The 16,534-nt window shown below is 53.2% G+C and carries 13 protein-coding genes and 1 riboswitch; of the genes, 1 reads left to right on the top strand and 12 read right to left on the bottom strand.

The annotated features are described in order from the left end of the window. Nucleotides 1-38: 38 nt before the first annotated feature. A complete protein-coding gene (locus tag KI379_RS09750) occupies nt 39-1,172 on the bottom strand; it encodes an AbrB family transcriptional regulator (protein WP_212983428.1) in 1,134 nt (377 codons plus the stop codon). Next, entirely contained in the window at nt 1,172-1,900 is a 729-nt protein-coding gene (locus KI379_RS09745) for an MBL fold metallo-hydrolase (RefSeq protein ID WP_212983427.1), read from the bottom strand. Before KI379_RS09745 ends, KI379_RS09750 begins: the two co-directional genes overlap by 1 nt. Nucleotides 1,901-2,056: 156 nt before the next feature. Here KI379_RS09745 and KI379_RS09740 point away from each other — a divergent pair, with 156 nt between their 5' ends. Then, a complete protein-coding gene (locus KI379_RS09740; protein WP_179231938.1) occupies nt 2,057-2,980 on the top strand; it encodes a TetR/AcrR family transcriptional regulator in 924 nt (307 codons plus the stop codon). A 42-nt stretch (nt 2,981-3,022) separates the two neighbouring features. Here the strand turns inward: KI379_RS09740 and KI379_RS09735 are convergent, their stop codons facing one another. The 10 genes from KI379_RS09735 to KI379_RS09690 all read right to left on the bottom strand — a co-directional run bounded on the left by KI379_RS09735 (nt 3,023) and on the right by KI379_RS09690 (nt 16,433). Continuing rightward, complete coding sequence (locus KI379_RS09735) at nt 3,023-3,784, bottom strand: LamB/YcsF family protein (RefSeq protein WP_212984671.1); 762 nt, start codon at nt 3,782-3,784, stop codon at nt 3,023-3,025. Further along, nucleotides 3,771-4,787 carry a biotin-dependent carboxyltransferase family protein gene (locus KI379_RS09730; protein ID WP_212983426.1) on the bottom strand — a complete coding sequence of 339 codons (1,017 nt, stop codon included), beginning with the start codon at nt 4,785-4,787 and terminating at the stop codon, nt 3,771-3,773. The genes KI379_RS09735 and KI379_RS09730 overlap by 14 nt, the downstream gene beginning before the upstream one ends. After that, nucleotides 4,784-5,506 (bottom strand): 5-oxoprolinase subunit PxpB, encoded by a 723-nt coding sequence (pxpB, locus tag KI379_RS09725; protein WP_212983425.1) that lies wholly within the window; start codon nt 5,504-5,506, stop codon nt 4,784-4,786. The genes KI379_RS09730 and pxpB overlap by 4 nt, the downstream gene beginning before the upstream one ends. A gap of 211 nt (nt 5,507-5,717) precedes the next feature. After that, nucleotides 5,718-6,158 carry an SRPBCC family protein gene (locus KI379_RS09720; RefSeq protein ID WP_089546863.1) on the bottom strand — a complete coding sequence of 147 codons (441 nt, stop codon included), beginning with the start codon at nt 6,156-6,158 and terminating at the stop codon, nt 5,718-5,720. 2 nt (nt 6,159-6,160) lie between these two features. Then, the gene (locus tag KI379_RS09715; RefSeq protein ID WP_212983424.1) at nt 6,161-6,673 is read right to left on the bottom strand and encodes a MerR family transcriptional regulator; all 513 of its coding nucleotides are present in this window, start codon (nt 6,671-6,673) and stop codon (nt 6,161-6,163) included. A gap of 824 nt (nt 6,674-7,497) precedes the next feature. Then, on the bottom strand, nt 7,498-11,205 hold the full coding sequence (locus KI379_RS09710) for a non-ribosomal peptide synthetase family protein (RefSeq protein ID WP_212983423.1): 3,708 nt from the start codon (nt 11,203-11,205) through the stop codon (nt 7,498-7,500). 20 nt (nt 11,206-11,225) lie between these two features. After that, on the bottom strand, nt 11,226-12,998 hold the full coding sequence (locus KI379_RS09705) for a methyl-accepting chemotaxis protein (RefSeq protein WP_089546861.1): 1,773 nt from the start codon (nt 12,996-12,998) through the stop codon (nt 11,226-11,228). 175 nt (nt 12,999-13,173) lie between these two features. Next, nucleotides 13,174-13,259: riboswitch (cyclic di-GMP riboswitch) on the bottom strand. A 108-nt stretch (nt 13,260-13,367) separates the two neighbouring features. After that, nucleotides 13,368-14,063, bottom strand: a complete 696-nt coding sequence (locus KI379_RS09700) for a 4'-phosphopantetheinyl transferase family protein (protein WP_089546860.1) — start codon at nt 14,061-14,063, stop codon at nt 13,368-13,370. A 458-nt stretch (nt 14,064-14,521) separates the two neighbouring features. Beyond that, a complete protein-coding gene (locus tag KI379_RS09695) occupies nt 14,522-15,643 on the bottom strand; it encodes a Gfo/Idh/MocA family protein (protein ID WP_089546859.1) in 1,122 nt (373 codons plus the stop codon). Between the two features lie 43 nt (nt 15,644-15,686). Next, nucleotides 15,687-16,433 carry a sugar phosphate isomerase/epimerase family protein gene (locus KI379_RS09690; protein ID WP_076167257.1) on the bottom strand — a complete coding sequence of 249 codons (747 nt, stop codon included), beginning with the start codon at nt 16,431-16,433 and terminating at the stop codon, nt 15,687-15,689. Nucleotides 16,434-16,534 lie beyond the last annotated feature (101 nt).

The raw sequence follows: 16,534 nt of genomic DNA, 5'->3' as shown, positions 1-16,534 counted from the left end.
TTGAATAGATAAAACATGTAGGTTGCGCTGTTGATCAATCACATCGGCCTGTTGGCCAATTTTTTTCCTTTAAGCATCGATCTGAAGATCAGCCTGAGCAGCGGCGGTACGGCGAAAAAGATAAACAGGGTCCGGAACAGCTGGTAGCAGGTGACGACCGACAGGTCCCCGTTCACTTCCTTGGCGATCAGCGCCATCTGATCCATGCCGCCTGGCGAAAGGCTGAGAAATGATGTTACTTCCGTAATCGCATGAAACTGGGTCAGCAGCACGCTGAGCCCGAGGGAGCATGCGATCAGCACGACACCGCTCAATATGGCGAGCAAAATGATTTTCACTTTGTGCTTCAAATTTTCCGGTTTGAGCAGTAATCCGATATACCCGCCCATCATCAGCTGCGACAAGCTCAGGACCACTGGCGGGAGCGAATGTCCCTCATATCCTGATAAATTGAGCAGGATGGTGCCGATCATCGGCCCGAGCAGAAAGGCTGTCGGAAATTTGATCCGCTTGCCAACCAAAGCAAATGCGACGCATACCACCGCGAAAAGCCATATATGCGGAAACAAGGCGGACCAATCGGTAGATAGCGCCGCTGATGCGGCTCCTGATGCATGCGATCCCGAGGGATGGAACAGCGGGCTGAAAATCAAAAGAGGCACACAGAAAATAATCATGATCAGCCGTGACACCTGAAGGAAGGTTACGACCGTCAAATCGATTCCCTCCACTTCCTCCGCCAGCGTGATCATTTGGCTCAGCCCCCCGGGAATGCTGCCCATCAGCACCGTAGGAAATGGGATTCCCGACAGAAAAGCGATCATAAAGGCGATCGCCGCAGCAACGACCAGCAGCAGCGCCGTAAACAGGACCATCGTCGGCAGCTGATGCCCGATCTGCTTCAGCGTGGACAAGGAGAAAGACAATCCCATCGTATAACCGATGATGATCATCCCCGTATTGCGCACCTGCCCCGGCCAAAAGAAAGAAACGCCTTTAAACAGCTTGGAGCCGATCATGACAAAAACCATGGAGCCCAGCAGCCATGGTATCGGCATATGGATCCATTGGAAGATGAATCCGCCGATGACGGCAAACACGCAGGTCACCAAAAACCGCAGCCATTTGTTATTCCTCAAACGGCTGTTGTTCAAGCTTGCGGTGTCTGTCATTACAGGCTCTCAGTCAGTTCAGCGATTCGCGCCCCGGCATCCCCTTGGTACAGACCGCCATGATAGCAGATGACGTTTTCGATCGGATAGGCTTTGAATTTGGTGATCGACTGCATCGCTTCGTCCATATTCGGCGTTACCGGCGGATTCGGTCCCTGCAGCTCGCCGTTGTTAACGACCATGGCGTCACCGGTAATCAATGTTTTGCTCGGCTCATGATACAAGCTGATATGCCCTGGAGTATGGCCCGGTGTATAAATGACGGTCAGTCCCCCGCCGAAAGGCAGCTTCTCTCCGTCGGCAAGAAGGCGGGTCACATTGGTCACCTTTCCGGAAAAGGTCGCCTCAAAGGCTTCAGCTAATTGGGACGGCAGCGACTCCAGGAGTCCCTTTTTACGGTCCCCGTTAAATTTGATCATTGGTTTGAGTCCGTCGATGTAGGGCTGGTCTTCCGCATGTGCGTATACCTCCACGCCCTCGCCCTTAAATTGAGGCAGGCTGCCCACGTGGTCGATATCCTGGTGGGTAACAATAATGGAATGAGGGGCGGCAGGGTCAATCCCAGCCTGAGACATGAGCTCTACGATTTTTTCGTAGCAGCCCGGCATCCCCGTGTCTACCAATACATAGGAATCCTTATCACGGATGACTACAGGATGAATCACCATCTCCCGATCGCCCATGGAAAGGGACAGTTCCAGCATTTCGATCTGATCCGAAATTTTCATACTTCACGCCAAAGCATCTCGCTTTGGCTCACCTCCTGTCAACTTCATTATCCGCATAAAACTCGCTAGTTCATTATATGACTCCTGAGTTTTTTGTGTCAATTCCTTTGTTGACCCTTAGCGGACATCATGTCAAAATGTGTAGGGGTGGTAAGGATGGAGCAAATCAAAAAGCAGCAGATCATCAATACGGCAATGCGTATTTTTAAAGAAAAAGGATATTTCGCCGCCTCCATGCAGGACATTGCGGAAGCATGCGGCATGGCCAAGGGCAGCATTTATAAAGTGTTTCCTTCGAAAGAGGACCTGTTTACCGGCGTTTTCACCTTCGTACACCGGACGATGTTCGAGCAAGCCCGGGAGCTGGATCGCTCGCTGCGGCTGGCGGGGGACCCGCCGAAGGAAATTTTGCGGCGCAAGATCGAGTTTCAGCTTCAATACATGCTGGAAAACCACTTTTTTACGAGCGAGTTCAAAGAGCTGCCAATCACCGCTAACGAAAACTTCCAGGTGGAATGGAAAAAAAAGCGCGCCGCGTTTCTGACGTGGCACCGCGACTGCTTCTACGAAGCATACGGCGATTCCATCTCCCCTTATCTTGGGGATATCGTGGCGATCTACCGCGGCATGTCGCGGGAATATTTATCCCATGCCGTCCAAACGGCCATCGCCTGCCCGATGGCGGAACTGGCCCGGTTTTGCGTAGACCGGATGGACGCGGTCATCCGCGACATGATCGATAAGGAGCCGGTCCCGATTCTCAAGGTGTCGAGCGCCTATTTTAACGACATCAATCCGGTAGACCTTCCGACCCGGAGGGCGAACCTGGGTGAGTTTCTGCAGTATTTTGCCCAAAAGGTCCAAGAGCTGCCACAGCCGGAGCGGATTCAGAAAGAGCTGCTGGAAGTGATCGACCTGCTTCGGCGGGAGCTGGAACAGGATAAACCGAACGCGACTTTGGTCCGGGTGTATACGAATTTTCTGGATTCCGTCGACGAGCTGAGACCTTACGTGAGGCAGCTGGGTCTCATGCTGAATCATGCGGCGGAACCGCAAAAAGACAGTCCGGATCAGGCATAAAGGCCTGACGGACTGTCTTTTTTGGTTGTATTGATGACAGGGTCATACTCCTGCAGGTTTGACTCCAATGCCTTCCGCTTCCAGGCGTGCCCGAAGCTCCCTGGCAAAGGTGATGGCATGCTCGCCGTCACCATGAAGGCAGACCGTGTCAGCCTGAATGGTCACCTCCGCTCCGTCCGCGGAAGTTACCGTGCCTTCCTTCACCATGCGGATCACCTGCCGAACCGCCTGATCGGTGTCCGTGATGAGCGCGTGGGGCAGCCTGCGGGGCGTCAGCGTGCCGTCGGACTGATACGTACGGTCGGCGAATACTTCGCTGGCCGTTGTGAGCCCGTACCTTGCCCCCGCAGCCAGCAGCTCGCTGCCTGCCAGGCCGTAGAGAATCAGGGACTCGTCCGTGCGGCAGACAGCTTCGGCGATTGCATCCGCCAGGGGAGCGGAGACCGCAGCCATGTTGTACAGGGCGCCGTGCGGTTTGACATGATGAAGGCGCCCGCCCTCCTGTTTGGCAATCGCCTGCAGCGCGCCGATTTGGTACGTCACCAAATCCATGGCCTCCTCCGGCGAAATATCCATGTTTCTTCTCCCGAAGCCGGCCAGATCCGGCAAACCGGGATGCGCGCCGATGGCGACCCCGCGGCTTAAAGCCAGCTTCACCGTCTTCCGCATGACCGAAGGATCGCCGGCGTGGTACCCGCAGGCGATGTTGGCGGACGTAATTTCCCCCATCAGCTCTTCGTCGGCCCCGATCCGGTATACGCCGAATCCTTCCCCCATATCGCAGTTCAAGTCAATCCAACCCATCAAGCCATCCGTCCTCCTTTAATTTAAGGGCAATCATCCGGGCAAGCCGCCTTAACCGTATGCCCTGATCCATCCATAATTGTTCCGCTTCCGTCTGACTGATCTCCCTAAAGCGGAGGGTTGAACCGGGCGGTGTCTGCGCAACCACCGGCAGGTCCGCACCGGCAACCTGGGCGATCTTCGGATAGCCGCCGAGCGTCTGGCGGTCAGCCATCAGAATGATCGGCTGCCCATCGGACGGTACCTGCACGGTCCCCATCGTCACGCCTTCCGATATGTATTCCTGCGGGCGGTGAAGCTGCAGCCGCGGACCTTCCAGCCGGTACCCCATCCGGTCCGATTGGGGCGTAACCCGGAAATCATGATCAAGCAGCGCGCGCCGGCTCATATCGTCGAAATCGCCGAATTGCGGTCCGCGGACGATCCGGACGTAAGGATGCTCGCTGTAAGCGGGCCTTTCCGAGGCCGGAACCGCCCACCTCACCGCATCAAAAGGCTGCGTTCCCTTTGTGGATGGATGCCGTAATCGGCCTTTGCCGGTCCCGACTGGAATGATGTCCCCTGCCTTCAGCACCCTTCCCTTCATGCCGCCGATCCCGGCACGGATATACGTGCTGCGGCTGCCAAGCACCTCAGGCACATCGATTCCTCCTGCAACAGCCAAATACGTCCGGCAGCCTGCCCTCGGCCCAGTGAATGTGAGTGTACTGCCCTTTCGGACAAAGACGGGTCTCCACATCGGAACCGGTACACCGTCCATCTGCGGCGAAAAATCCCCTCCGGTCAGGGCTACCCACATCTCCCGCTCCATGCGGACTGACATCCCCGACCAGGTCACCTCGATGAGGGCGTCGCCCTCATCGTTGCCCACCAGCCAATTGGCCGTCCGGTGCGCAAATCGGTCCATAGAGCCGGAGACGATGACCCCATACTTGCCGTAGCCTGATCTTCCCAAGTCCTGGATCGTCGCCATCAGACCGGGTTTTATGACCGTTATGCTCATGACTGCGCCCCCTTGATCCGCTCGTATTCCGCCGCGTCAATCTGACGGAACCGGATATATTCCCCTCCCCGCAGCAGCGCGGGCGGATCCTGATCCGGCCTGAACAGGGGAAGCGGCGTACGTCCGATGATCTGCCAGCCGCCCGGGGTTTCCACCGGGTATACTCCTGTCTGTGTACCCGCGATTCCGACCGACCCGGCCGGAATGGCAAGCCGCGGCGACGGTTTACGCGGCGCCGCGATCCGTTCGTCGAGCCCGCCCAAATAAGGGAACCCGGGAGCAAACCCCACCGCATAGACCAAATAGGTCTGAGCTGTATGGATGCGGACCACATCCTGAGTGGTCAGGTTGTTGATGGAGGCGACTTCTTCTAAATCCGGACCAAACCCGCCTCCATAGCATACCGGGATGTCGATCACCAACGGCTCCGCTTCGGGCGTTCCATGGATGTCCGCCATATAAGTTTCCAGAAGGGATTGTACATAATCCATCCGGCCGGTCTCGTGCAGCGGTAAATCAAGCTCGAACGGATCATAAAACACGGTCACGCTCGTAAACGCCGGAACACATTCGACAAACCCCGGAAAGGGATTTGCCTCAATGCGGCGGGTCAGCGCCTGAACCTCACGGTGCAAATCTTCGCTGACCGTGTCGCCAAGGTGCACCACAACCGCCGATTCTCCTAAGGGTACGACCCTGCACGCTTCGTTTCGGTTCAAGGAATCCCCTCCTTCTGTATGTATAAATCCTCGTCATTTATATGATAGCAGAGTCCGTGCGGTATGCATTCGATTTTTTCTACACGTTGGCACTTCTAACTGAAGACTGAAGACCGACCCTTCAATGCAAAAAAGGCGCCTCAGGATCCCTGAGGCGACCTTGTTGTATCTGAATGCAGGACTGCATCTTGCAATAACCGTCTTGACCGGACTACTCAGCTACAACTTCACCAAGCTTATCCAGCATAATCTTGGTCCCGTGCTCGCGCATCGAGGCTGTATCCAGTCCGTCGAGAAACGCACCATGCTCGGTATATATTAATCTTGTTCCTTGTCCCGACGCCTGGAACTGCACCGACACGACCGAGATGGACATGCGGCTGCCGCCTTGATCCAACGTATACGTATAGACGATCCGCTCGTTCTCTGCGATCTCCTGGTAGACGGCATCAAAGGTAAACACCGGCCCATCCGGAGGCCCGCCGGCATTGACTTCGCGCCCCCCTACCTTAAACTCAAAGCTGTCCGCTTTCGGAAACCAGGCTGACTTCAGTTCGGGATCGGACCAGGCGGAAAATACCTTCGCCGGCGCTGCTTGATACTTGCGTTCAATAACAAATGTTTCGTGAATGACAGATCGTTCGTTATTCATGGTCATGGCCTCCCTGGATTGTTCCTAATCATTGGATCCGGCTCGTTTTCCCCAAGCACCTCCCCGAGCCGGTCGAGGCTGCGCTCCATGCTTGTCCGTTTTTCCAAAAAGAACTTTTCCTTGCTCTTCTTCATCACTTCAAGCAGTGCGGTAAACTCGTTGACCGTCAACGTTTGGTCATGCTGCAGAAGAGCCGATACGTTTTCCAGCTCCTGCAGGAGCCGCTGCTGCAACCGGATGGTACTTCTCAGGCGGTCCATCTGGATCCGGACAATGTCGAGCGGGCTGAATTCGTTCCCCTCCACGATTTCCTTGACCTCATCGAGAGATAATCCCAGCTCTTTCAGAGACAATATTTGCTGCAATTTGGCCAAATCATGCCCGTTATAGATCCGGTGACCGGATTCGGTATGCCCGGACGGAGAAAACAAACCGATTTGATCGTAGTACCTTAACGTTCGGATCGTCAGTCCCGTCATGGCTGCCAGCTCCCCGACCTTCCACTGCGTGTTCATAATCATCCCCTTGCTTCGCGAAGACTTGTACCGGTAGCTCTAATATAAAACATTACGCAGCGTAAGGTTCAAGGGATTGCAAAAAAAAAAAAAAATCGAACGGCATCATGTCGTTCGATTTCAATATTCAGCAAACATGGAAAAGGATGAGTGGTATGACTAGGAATGCTAATATGGCTGGAAATATCATTTGCCGAAAGAGCCCGCAAAGTTCCGCAAATCCCCTTAGTATTGCTTATTTCCCGCAGTTTGTTGTTCCTTATCTGTCTTTCTAGTATTGTTCTTGTACCATTCATTCATTTCAATTTCACAGTCGTATAGCTAACGTCCTGCCGCTATTAGGTGCTATTGTCTTTCTAGTATTGTTACTTATGATCATTCGGCGGAGCTGGGTCAAGCTTTTGCTTCTTGATGATACTTTTGCTTTTATCCATGCGATTGCTGGGCCGGTTCTTCCTCTACCCTTTTGCTCATTTCTAAAGCTGGATCTTGCTGGTAAATTACTCGTGTATTGCTCGGTGAATTGCCCGCAAATTGCTGGTGTATTGCTGTTAACATTGCTGGTGAATTGATTGTCGCGCTATATGATACGAGATCTCGCTTTTGTCTGCTATGTCCTGCGGTCGCAGATTGCACAATACTATGCCCACCCTGCCTTGCAAAACTCGAGCTTCTCATACGGCTCCGGCTATATTATTCGCTTTCGTCCGTTTCTGTCTTTATTTCTAACACGTTCTAACCTTTTTCTTTCCTTGCCAGTCCATGACCATCCGCTTGCCGCAGTACAGCCCATGGGTTTATCCCAATGATAACAATTCTTCCGACTACTCGGGCTGCTCAAAATACTCCACCTTGACGGCATGAGCGATCAGCTTGCGGAAATAAGCCTCATCCGGCTGAGCACACTGGACCCCGGTCCCCTCGAGGTACTCGAGTGTCTGCGGGCATGCGTAGCGGTAATTGGAGTTTTTCGCGCCGTCCCCCTCCAGCTGCGCCATGGCCAGCTCCAGGCCCGCCTGGTCCTTGGCCTGCTTCGGATCGAGAAGCCACTGCTCGTATTCCTTCCAATCGGTCAAGTCGATCGTATAACCGTATGCCTGGAAGTATCGCACCATGTCTCGATAAGATACCGTGACCGGGTTGCAGATATGAAACATCCGTCCGACGGTCGCGTCTTGAAGCGCCAAGGCGGTAATGGCTTCCCCCGCGTAATTGATCGGCGTCATATCGACTTCCCAGCGAACATCCGGCGCTTTTTTAAGCAGCAGCATTGCCTTAAGCATGCGGTAAAACGCGTTGTTGTCGATGTTATTCTGGAATAACCCGTTATCCGACCGGCAGGACAGATTGCCTACACGATACACGGAAGCAGCAAGGCCTTCCCGGCCGGCTTGCACGACGAGTTTCTCGGCAGCCAGCTTGCTGTTGGTATAGACGTTCTCGACGTAAGCTTCGTCATAACCGGAGCCGTCCGTGATCGAAGCCCATTGGCCGTTCAGCGCCAAATCTTCCGGAATGCCGAGCGTCGAAATAAAATGGAACCGAACGCCCGGTTTGGACTTAGCCAATGCCAGCAGACGGTTCGTGCTGTCCACGTTGACCCTGGCAAAATAGTCCGCTTCCCCGAAATGCTTGACTTCCGCCCCGCAATGGAGGATGGAGTCCAGTCGATCTGCCAGCATGTCCCGAACTTCCCCGCTCAATCCTAAATGCTCCTGTTCCAGATCGCCCTGCACGGCGATGACCCGATTGTCCATCAAACGTTTGACTTCATTTCCGAAGTATCCGACCATCGTCTGTTCTAGCCGGGCGTAAGGCTCCTTCACGCCGGATGGCCGAACGAGACAATAAATCGAAGCTTTCGATTGGCGAAGCAGCTCGTACAGCAGGTGAGAGCCAAGGTAGCCGGTCGCGCCGGTCAGCAAAATGTTCTCCTGCGTGTATCCCCGCCCTTCGGCAGGATCCTGAGGGTAAAAGCTCAGCGGAAACTCCGCCAAATCCTGCAGCGGAACGTCCTCACCGAATGCCTCCTCGGCTGTGGACGCTTCATGGGCCAGCACTTCGATCCGGCCGGCCAATGCGGCAATCGTCGGGTAGACGAAGAAATCGTTGATCTTCAACTGCGGATAATTCGGCTTGAGCAGCACCAGGATCTCCAATATTTTCAAAGAGTAGCCGCCGATTTCAAAGAAATCGTCGTGGATGCCGATTCTCGTCTGGCCAAGCGCTTTCTCCCATGCAGCGGCCACTTCCTTTTGAATGGCCGTGACTGGGGCTTCATACGGCGAATCGTCCTCTTCCGGCACGATCTCGAAGGCCGCCAGCTTTTTGCGGTCGATTTTCCCTGTCGGTGACAGCGGCATTTGATCCACGAAGCACATATATTTGGGTACCATATAGCCGGGCACCTTTTGGCCTAAAAATTGGGCGAGGTCCTTGGAAGCAACCGGCTGCCCGTCATTTGACGTATAAAAGGCAGCGAGCACTTTGGTTCCGTCCGCTTCGGTTCTTGGAATGACAGCGATATCCTTGACGGACTCATGCTTTGCCAGATTGTCCTCGATCTCTCCGATCTCGATCCGGAAGCCCCTGATTTTTACCTGGGCATCCTTTCTCCCCCGATACTCCACCAGTCCGCTCGGAAGAAGACGGACCATATCGCCCGAACGGTAAAATTTCTTGCCCGACTCCGGCGTAATCGGATCGGTGATGAAGGCTTCCTTCGTTTTCTCAGGCTGGTTCAAATACCCCTTGCCCACGCCAACGGAGCTGATCAGGAGCTCGCCGGTAACTCCGATCGGGCACAGCTCGTCGTGCTCGCTGACAATGTACAATTCATAATTGCTCAGCGGCGTTCCGATACATACTGTCGTCAGATCGTCCGGAACCGGATAATCGACGATATGGGAGGTCGCCACCGCCGTAATCTCGGTAGGACCGTAAAGATTGACGATCGGAACCTTCAGCTTTTTCTGCAGCATGCGTACGGCCTCTCCCGACAACGCCTCACCACCGACGATGATGCTCTTGATGTTCCCGTATTTAGGCGCATCCTCTTCAGGCAAATGGGCGGCAAGCTGGTTGAAGAAAACGGTCGGCAGAATGGCGACGCGCGTCGCTTGCTGCTCCACCACCGCCGCCGTGAAGGCGTCGATGGAGAAACGCTCCTCATCGGTAAGCAGATGCAGCCGGCTGCCGCAGGCCAGCGATCCGAAAATGTCATAGACCGACGCGTCAAAGCTGAACGTGGAGTACTGAAGAATCACGTCCTCCTCGGTCAGATCCATCTCCCTGCACGTGGACTCCGCCAAGTTGACGACGCCTTGATGAGCGATCAGGGCTCCTTTCGGCTTGCCTGTGGAACCGGACGTATAAATGATATAGGCCAGATCATCCGGCTCAATGGCAACCGGGGATGCTTCTTCCGGATAGGAGTCCGCTTGTTCTCCCAATGGGAGAATTTCCGGCTTCCTGTCAAATCCGGCAAGCAGCGTTTCCAGACGGTCCACATATTCAGTATGTGTCAGGATCATCCCGGTTTGCGTGTCAGCAATAATATAGGCGTTCCTTTCATCCGGATGGGAAGGATCCAGCGGAATGTAAGCCCCGCCTGCCTTAATAACGCCAAGCATGCAAACAATCGTTTCGAGGCTCCGTTTCATGAAAATAGGCACAAACTGCCCTTTTTGCAGCCCTTTGGACAACAGCATGTTCGCAATCCGGTTGGACTGCCGGTCAAGCTGCTTGTAGGTTAACTGCTGCCCATCTTGAGTGACGGCGATCCGGTCCGGATACTTCGCTACAGTGGAAGCCATCATCCGGACGATCGTCGGCTGTTCCGGAAGGTCCATCTGCGTATCATTCAAAGCAGTATAAGCGGCCCGATCCTCCTCCAGCAGAAAAGGCAGGCGGCTGATTTCCAGATCCGCGTTCCGCAGCGCACCGCGAACGATTTGAGCGTAATGCCTGCTGAACTTGCGCACGGTCTGTTCCCGGAACAGCTGGCGCGCATAGGCGATGCTCATCGTCCAACGACCGGATTTCGCCTGAACGTTCCAGCCCAGCCAAGCAGGGCGGCTTTCATGAACCTCGCCGTACACCGCTTGATAGCCGAGGGGCTGCCCTATCATTTCTTCAAGCTCCTGCAGACTCAAATCCGCAGCGTCCAGCTCTACCAGCTTGGCTTCGATCCGCGCATAGACCTGCCGGAACGTATCCTGTCCGCTGATCGCTGCGCGAAGCGGCAGCAGTTCTCCTTGCCGGCTCACCACGCCAAGCAGCAAATCCTGATCGGCGCTCATCCTGTACAGGAACACCGCGTAACCAGCCAGCCACCAGGCACGAGGGTTGCCCAGCCGGCTCAGTTCAGCAGCCTCTTCCGGTCCCAAGTCCAGTGCTTCCGTGATCCGCAGCAAATCGGGCTGAATTTCCCGCACCGGCTCATCCGTGTAGAGATTGAGTCCGGGCAGAGGAAGCTCGAGTTCCTGGGACCAGTATGCCTTGCTGCGCTCGCTTATCGATGTTGTGTTCAAAATGTTCAGCTCCTTCATGATTACACCCGCAATTTATCGACTAAAGTTTCCAATTGGTCAGCGACCTGGTTCATCTGATTGGCGGAATCATAAATTCTGTCAAAGGAAGCCTGCTGCTCCTGGGCGCTCGTCTTGATCTCGCTGGATACGGCCGAGTTTTTCTCCGCCAGCTCTGCAAGCTGTTTGATGGAAGCCGTGATTTGCTCGGTTTCGGCAACCATCTGCTGCGTCGCTGCAGAAACCTCCTGAATTTGGCTCGTAACCGAATCGGTCGCGATCATCATGCCTTTAAACAGGGAGCCGGTTTCCTTAACGACCTCAATCCCTTTGGCGACGTTCTGCTCGCCTTCGCTGATGGCCTCGACGGCCAGTGCGGTCTCATCCTGAATGAAGCGGATCAGCTCGATAATTTGCGTGGCGGATCTTCTGGACTCTTCGGACAATTTTTTGACCTCATCGGCCACCACGGCAAATCCCCGGCCTTCCTCGCCGGCCCGCGCCGCTTCGATGCTTGCGTTCAGGGACAGCAGATTGGTCTGGGAAGCAATCTCCGTAATGACCTGGACAATTTGGCCGATTTCCTGGGAACGGACCTGCAGCTTCTCAATAATGTCCACGGAATTTTTAACCGAGTGGTTGATCGAATTCATCTGCTCGATAACCTGCTCAACGTTCTCGTTCCCTTTTTCCGACTGATCCTTCATCTGCATCGAAATGTCTGACAGCTCGGACGTATTGCCGGCAATCGTGTTGACGCCTGACGAAATTTCCTCCAGCGAAACGACGCTCTCCGTGATGGATGTGCTCTGCAGTGCAACCCGCTCGGACATTTGTTCAATATTTTTCGTAATGGCCAACGAGTTTTTGTTATTGTTCTCCACAGCCGAGAACAGGAACTTCGACTGCTCCGCCGACTGCTCCGATACTTTTTTAATCGTCCCTACCAGCTCGTTGATTTGGTTCACCATCGTGTTGAATTTGGCGTTAACCTGCCCAAGCTCATCGTCGCCAGCCTTCAGCTGTACGGTAAAATCGCCTTTACTGAGCTTATCCAGCGCCGTCATTAACGATTTGATCGGGGCAAACGTCCGTCTGTTCGTGTAATACTGCAGCGCCAGTACGATCACCAGCGTAATCAGCAGTGCGAACAGCGTGTTGCGCAGCAGATCATTCTGACCGGTAGAGACCAGGCTGGCATCCACGTCGATGCCCATGTAGGCGAAGATGTTGCCGCCTGCATCCTGGAACGGATACAGGACCGTGATCCATGTACCATAGTTATCTGTATATGCTTTGGTAAACACCAGTTTTTTCGTTTTCAGCATTTCGCGGACGGCATCGGCATGAATTTTAGGCTGCTCGTACAGGTCGCCCAGATGCAAATTATCTTTGGCGAACATTTCCAGCACAGCCGACGGCATCGAAATAATCGAGGTTTGATTGCCTCCTTCGAGCTCCGGCCCGAAAATATACCCTTGGGCAATATTCGGATGCGTACGGGACAGCTCGTCAAAGATACCCGTCAGCTTTTGCTGGACAGCGGCGTTGGGATCCTTAACATCCTTTGCCTGCTCGACATCTTGTACCGATACGCTCTTCACTAGGGCATCCATCGTTTTACCGGAATCCGACTGCAGCTGCTCGGTCAGGACGGTGCCCTGAATATAAAAGCTTGCGCCAATGACGACAGCCCCGGTGATGAAAATATAAAGACTGGTCAGCAGCATACTTCTGCTTACAATACTTAAATTTCTAAACCGCCACTTCTTGAAAAATTGCTGAAACTTGCTCATTCTCGTTTCTCTCCTTTGGTCTATCTCTATTATGTAATCTTGCTGGCAACGATCCATCTGGCCATACTAGAAACGATCTTGGTTTTGTACGAATCACACCTCCCCGTGGTGAAAACAGCATGTTCAGGGCAAAAAAATAGCAACCTATGGGAATGCAAACCACAGCTCACCAATTCATTGCAACTGGCTGACATATCCCGTTCGGAAGTAGTCCCTATAGCTTTGCGTCACTGCTTTTCAGCAGTTTTGCCTATGGATTTTACATGTACATTTTTATAGAAACTAATGAATAATTAGTAACTATAAATTGTTCGTTTTCCAAACCTAGTCTACCATAATTTTCATGGATATTTCCATTCTTTTCAGAAATTAACCTGCATACATCTTCATATCCAAGAGTTGATCCATTTCCGGCGTATAAATTTCGATCGGCCCCTTTGCTTTCGAACAGACCGCGAGCTTATATGGTCCTTCCATAGGGATCAGCATAAACTGATAATTGCGTGCTTGAATGTCGGGACCGCTGTACTCCATTTTTCCGTCGGGACGAACCGTGATCGTAAATGAGCCCAGCGGCTGACTTAATCCTCTGCCGATGCACTTGGTATAGCTTTCTTTGAGCGTCCATATGTCATAAAACCGGTTCAGCCGCTCTTCTTCGGTCAAGTGTTGAAGCGGTTCGAGTTCAGCGGGTGAAAAACATGATTCAGCCATTCCCGGGTTCACAGGGAGCACCTGCTCGACATCCACTCCAAGTTCAGACGGGCCGAGGGCGGCTACCACCCAATCTCCGGAATGGGAAAGATTAAAGTGAATGTCCGGTTCGTCTGCAAAGGCCGGCTTGCCAAATTCGCTGCGTATCCATGGCTTGGAAAAGGCGGCAGCAGGCTTTACTTGGTTCACCGCCCAGCGCACCATGACTTCGCCGAACAGGCTTCTTACTGCATCCCTCCTGTTTCTGATTCGTTGTACTTGTTTGGTTCGTTCGGGAGAGACCCGTTTCATAAAATGATCGAAATGCGCCGCGGAAACGTTCTTGATCCCAAGCATATACAGTCTGATCATCAAGCCCTCCTAAGCACGCAGCTCCATTCGTAATCACCAGGTCCGCTTACAGCAGCTTTTGCTACTAAAATGAAAGGTGCGAAATCTAGTGCATTTTCCCCAATTCATCGATTTGTTTAGGATGAACCTCCTACGAAAAACAAACATTCATTATTACTATTCGGCCAATTTTTCCTATTTTTTAATAGCTTCTAGCATTTGTACACAAATTGATCAACAAATTAGGTACAAATGTCTACACGCGACGCCTCTGGGGACAAGCCTCGCATCCCCTTCAGGCAAAAAAAGCCGGTCCTCGGAAACCAAGAATCCAGCCTTTACCCGTACATCACCGCTGATCCGGGGCAGCTGCGTGGGAATAGCTCTCCTGCGAACAAGCCTTTCAACGAAGAAAACCGCCCGGCAGCAGCCGGACGGTTGTACTTGATTGTAGCGTATTGATTTTGGCAGAGCTGAACTTATCCTTCGGCCGTAACAAGCTGGTCGTCGAAATATACCGTTTTGCCGGTACGGGCCGACTCGTAAATGGCCTCTAGAACTTCCGTTACGACCAGCGCCTGTTCCGGTTTGACCATCGGCTCGGTATCGTTCAGAATGCTCTCGATCCAGAGACGGCATTCTCTGCCGGCTTGGCTCTCGGAATTGCCTGCGAAGTAGGCAACCCCGCCTGTCTTCAGCTCCGGCTTCTTCGTATACAGCACGCCAAGGTCCTCACCGTTGATGCGCAGGCCGTCCTTCATGTCCGCGCCGCCTTCCGTACCGGACAGGGAAGCCTGAGCTTCGCCCACGTCAAGCGTGTTGAGCGCCCAGCTCGCTTCCAGAATGACGGTTGCGCCATTCTCCATCGTAATAAAGCCGAACGCAGAGTCTTCCACCTTAAATTCTTCCGCCTTCCATGGGCCAAAAGCGTTGGCAGGGCTTTCCTTGTCGCCAAGTTTGTAGTACACGTTACCTTTGACGCTCTTTACCTTGTAGTTGTCCAGAAGCCAGAGCGTCAGGTCCAGCGCGTGCGTACCGATATCGATCAGTGGTCCGCCTCCCTGCTCCTCCTCGTTCAGGAACACGCCCCATGTTGGCACGGCGCGTCTGCGGATCGCATGCGCTTTCGCAAAGTAAATGTCGCCCAGGTCGCCTCTTTCACAAATTTGCTTGAGGGTCAGGGAATCCGGACGATAGCGGTTGTCATAGCCGATCGTGAGCTTCTTGCCGGTCCGCTTGGCGGTTTCGACCATCGCTCTTGCCTCTTTGGCTGTCTTCGCCATCGGCTTCTCACACATCACGTGTTTGCCTGCTTCAAGGGCGTCGATCGTAATAAAGGAGTGCGATTTGTTCGGTGTGCACACATGCACGACGTCAATGCTCTCATCCTTCAGCAGTTCTTTGTAGTCGGTGTAAATTTTGATCGTATCTTCTTTGCCGATTTTGCGGGCGGACTCGATGGCACGCTCTTCGATGATATCGCAAAACGCCACCAGCTCTACGTTTTTCTGGTTAACCAGGTTCGGAATGTGCTTGCCGTTGGCGATGCCTCCACAACCAACGATTGCTACCTTCAATACTCTATCGGTATTTTGCGCCATGACTCATTCTCCTTTTCATATATAAAATGGAATTGTACTCGAATTACAAAATTTCCCGTAAATACTTCAGACTCTGGCCGATGCTGTCCAGCTGCGGAATTTCATATTCCTCCTGCTCGACCGTAAACCAGTTCACGCCGTACTGCTTGCCTGCAGCCGTAATGGCACGGAAATCCATGATGCCGGAACCGATTTCCGTATTCCGCTTGTCCTCCAGGCTCTTCATATCCTTAATGTGCAGAATGGCGCAGCGCTCTTTGTATTTGTTGATAAAGTCCACCGAGCGCAGTCCGGCGTGCTCCGCCCAATATGTATCCAGCTCGATGAACAGATGCTCAGGATCCGTATTGTTCACCAGCAGGTCCAGCCCGTATTCGCCATCGAATTTCTCAAATTCAATGCCGTGATTGTGGTAACCGAAGCGGATACCGCTCTGCTTGCAGCGTTCGCCGATGCGGTTGAACAGCTCTGCAGTACGCTTGTAGCTGTCAGCGCTGTTTCTCATTTCCTCCGGAAGACCGGGACAGATGATGTAAGCGCTATTAATTTCCTGCGAATACTCGATCGTCCGATCCAGGTGATCCGTCAGCTCGGATACGCCGATATGGCTGCCGGCCGCCTGCAGGCCATACTCGTCCAGCGCTTTCTTCAGATCCGAGGCGGAAGTATTGAAATAACCGGCGAATTCGACGCCATCGTAGCCGATCTCCGCAACCTTCCGGAGCGTCCCGAGAAAATCGGTTCCTGTCAGTTCCTTGATTGAATATAACTGCAATGCCACCTTTTCCATCCTTTGCACCCCTTCCGTTGATACAAAGTAACGATACCAAAATCCCTCGATAAGTTATACAATGAACCTATTCTAATATATTAAATATTTGTCATTGTATA

The organism is Paenibacillus cineris, from assembly GCF_018333335.1.
Taxonomy (GTDB): Bacteria; Bacillota; Bacilli; order Paenibacillales; family Paenibacillaceae; genus Paenibacillus_AQ; species Paenibacillus_AQ favisporus.
The sequence above is the reverse complement of the archived record's forward strand: the minus strand, read 5'-3'. Positions and strand labels throughout refer to the sequence as shown.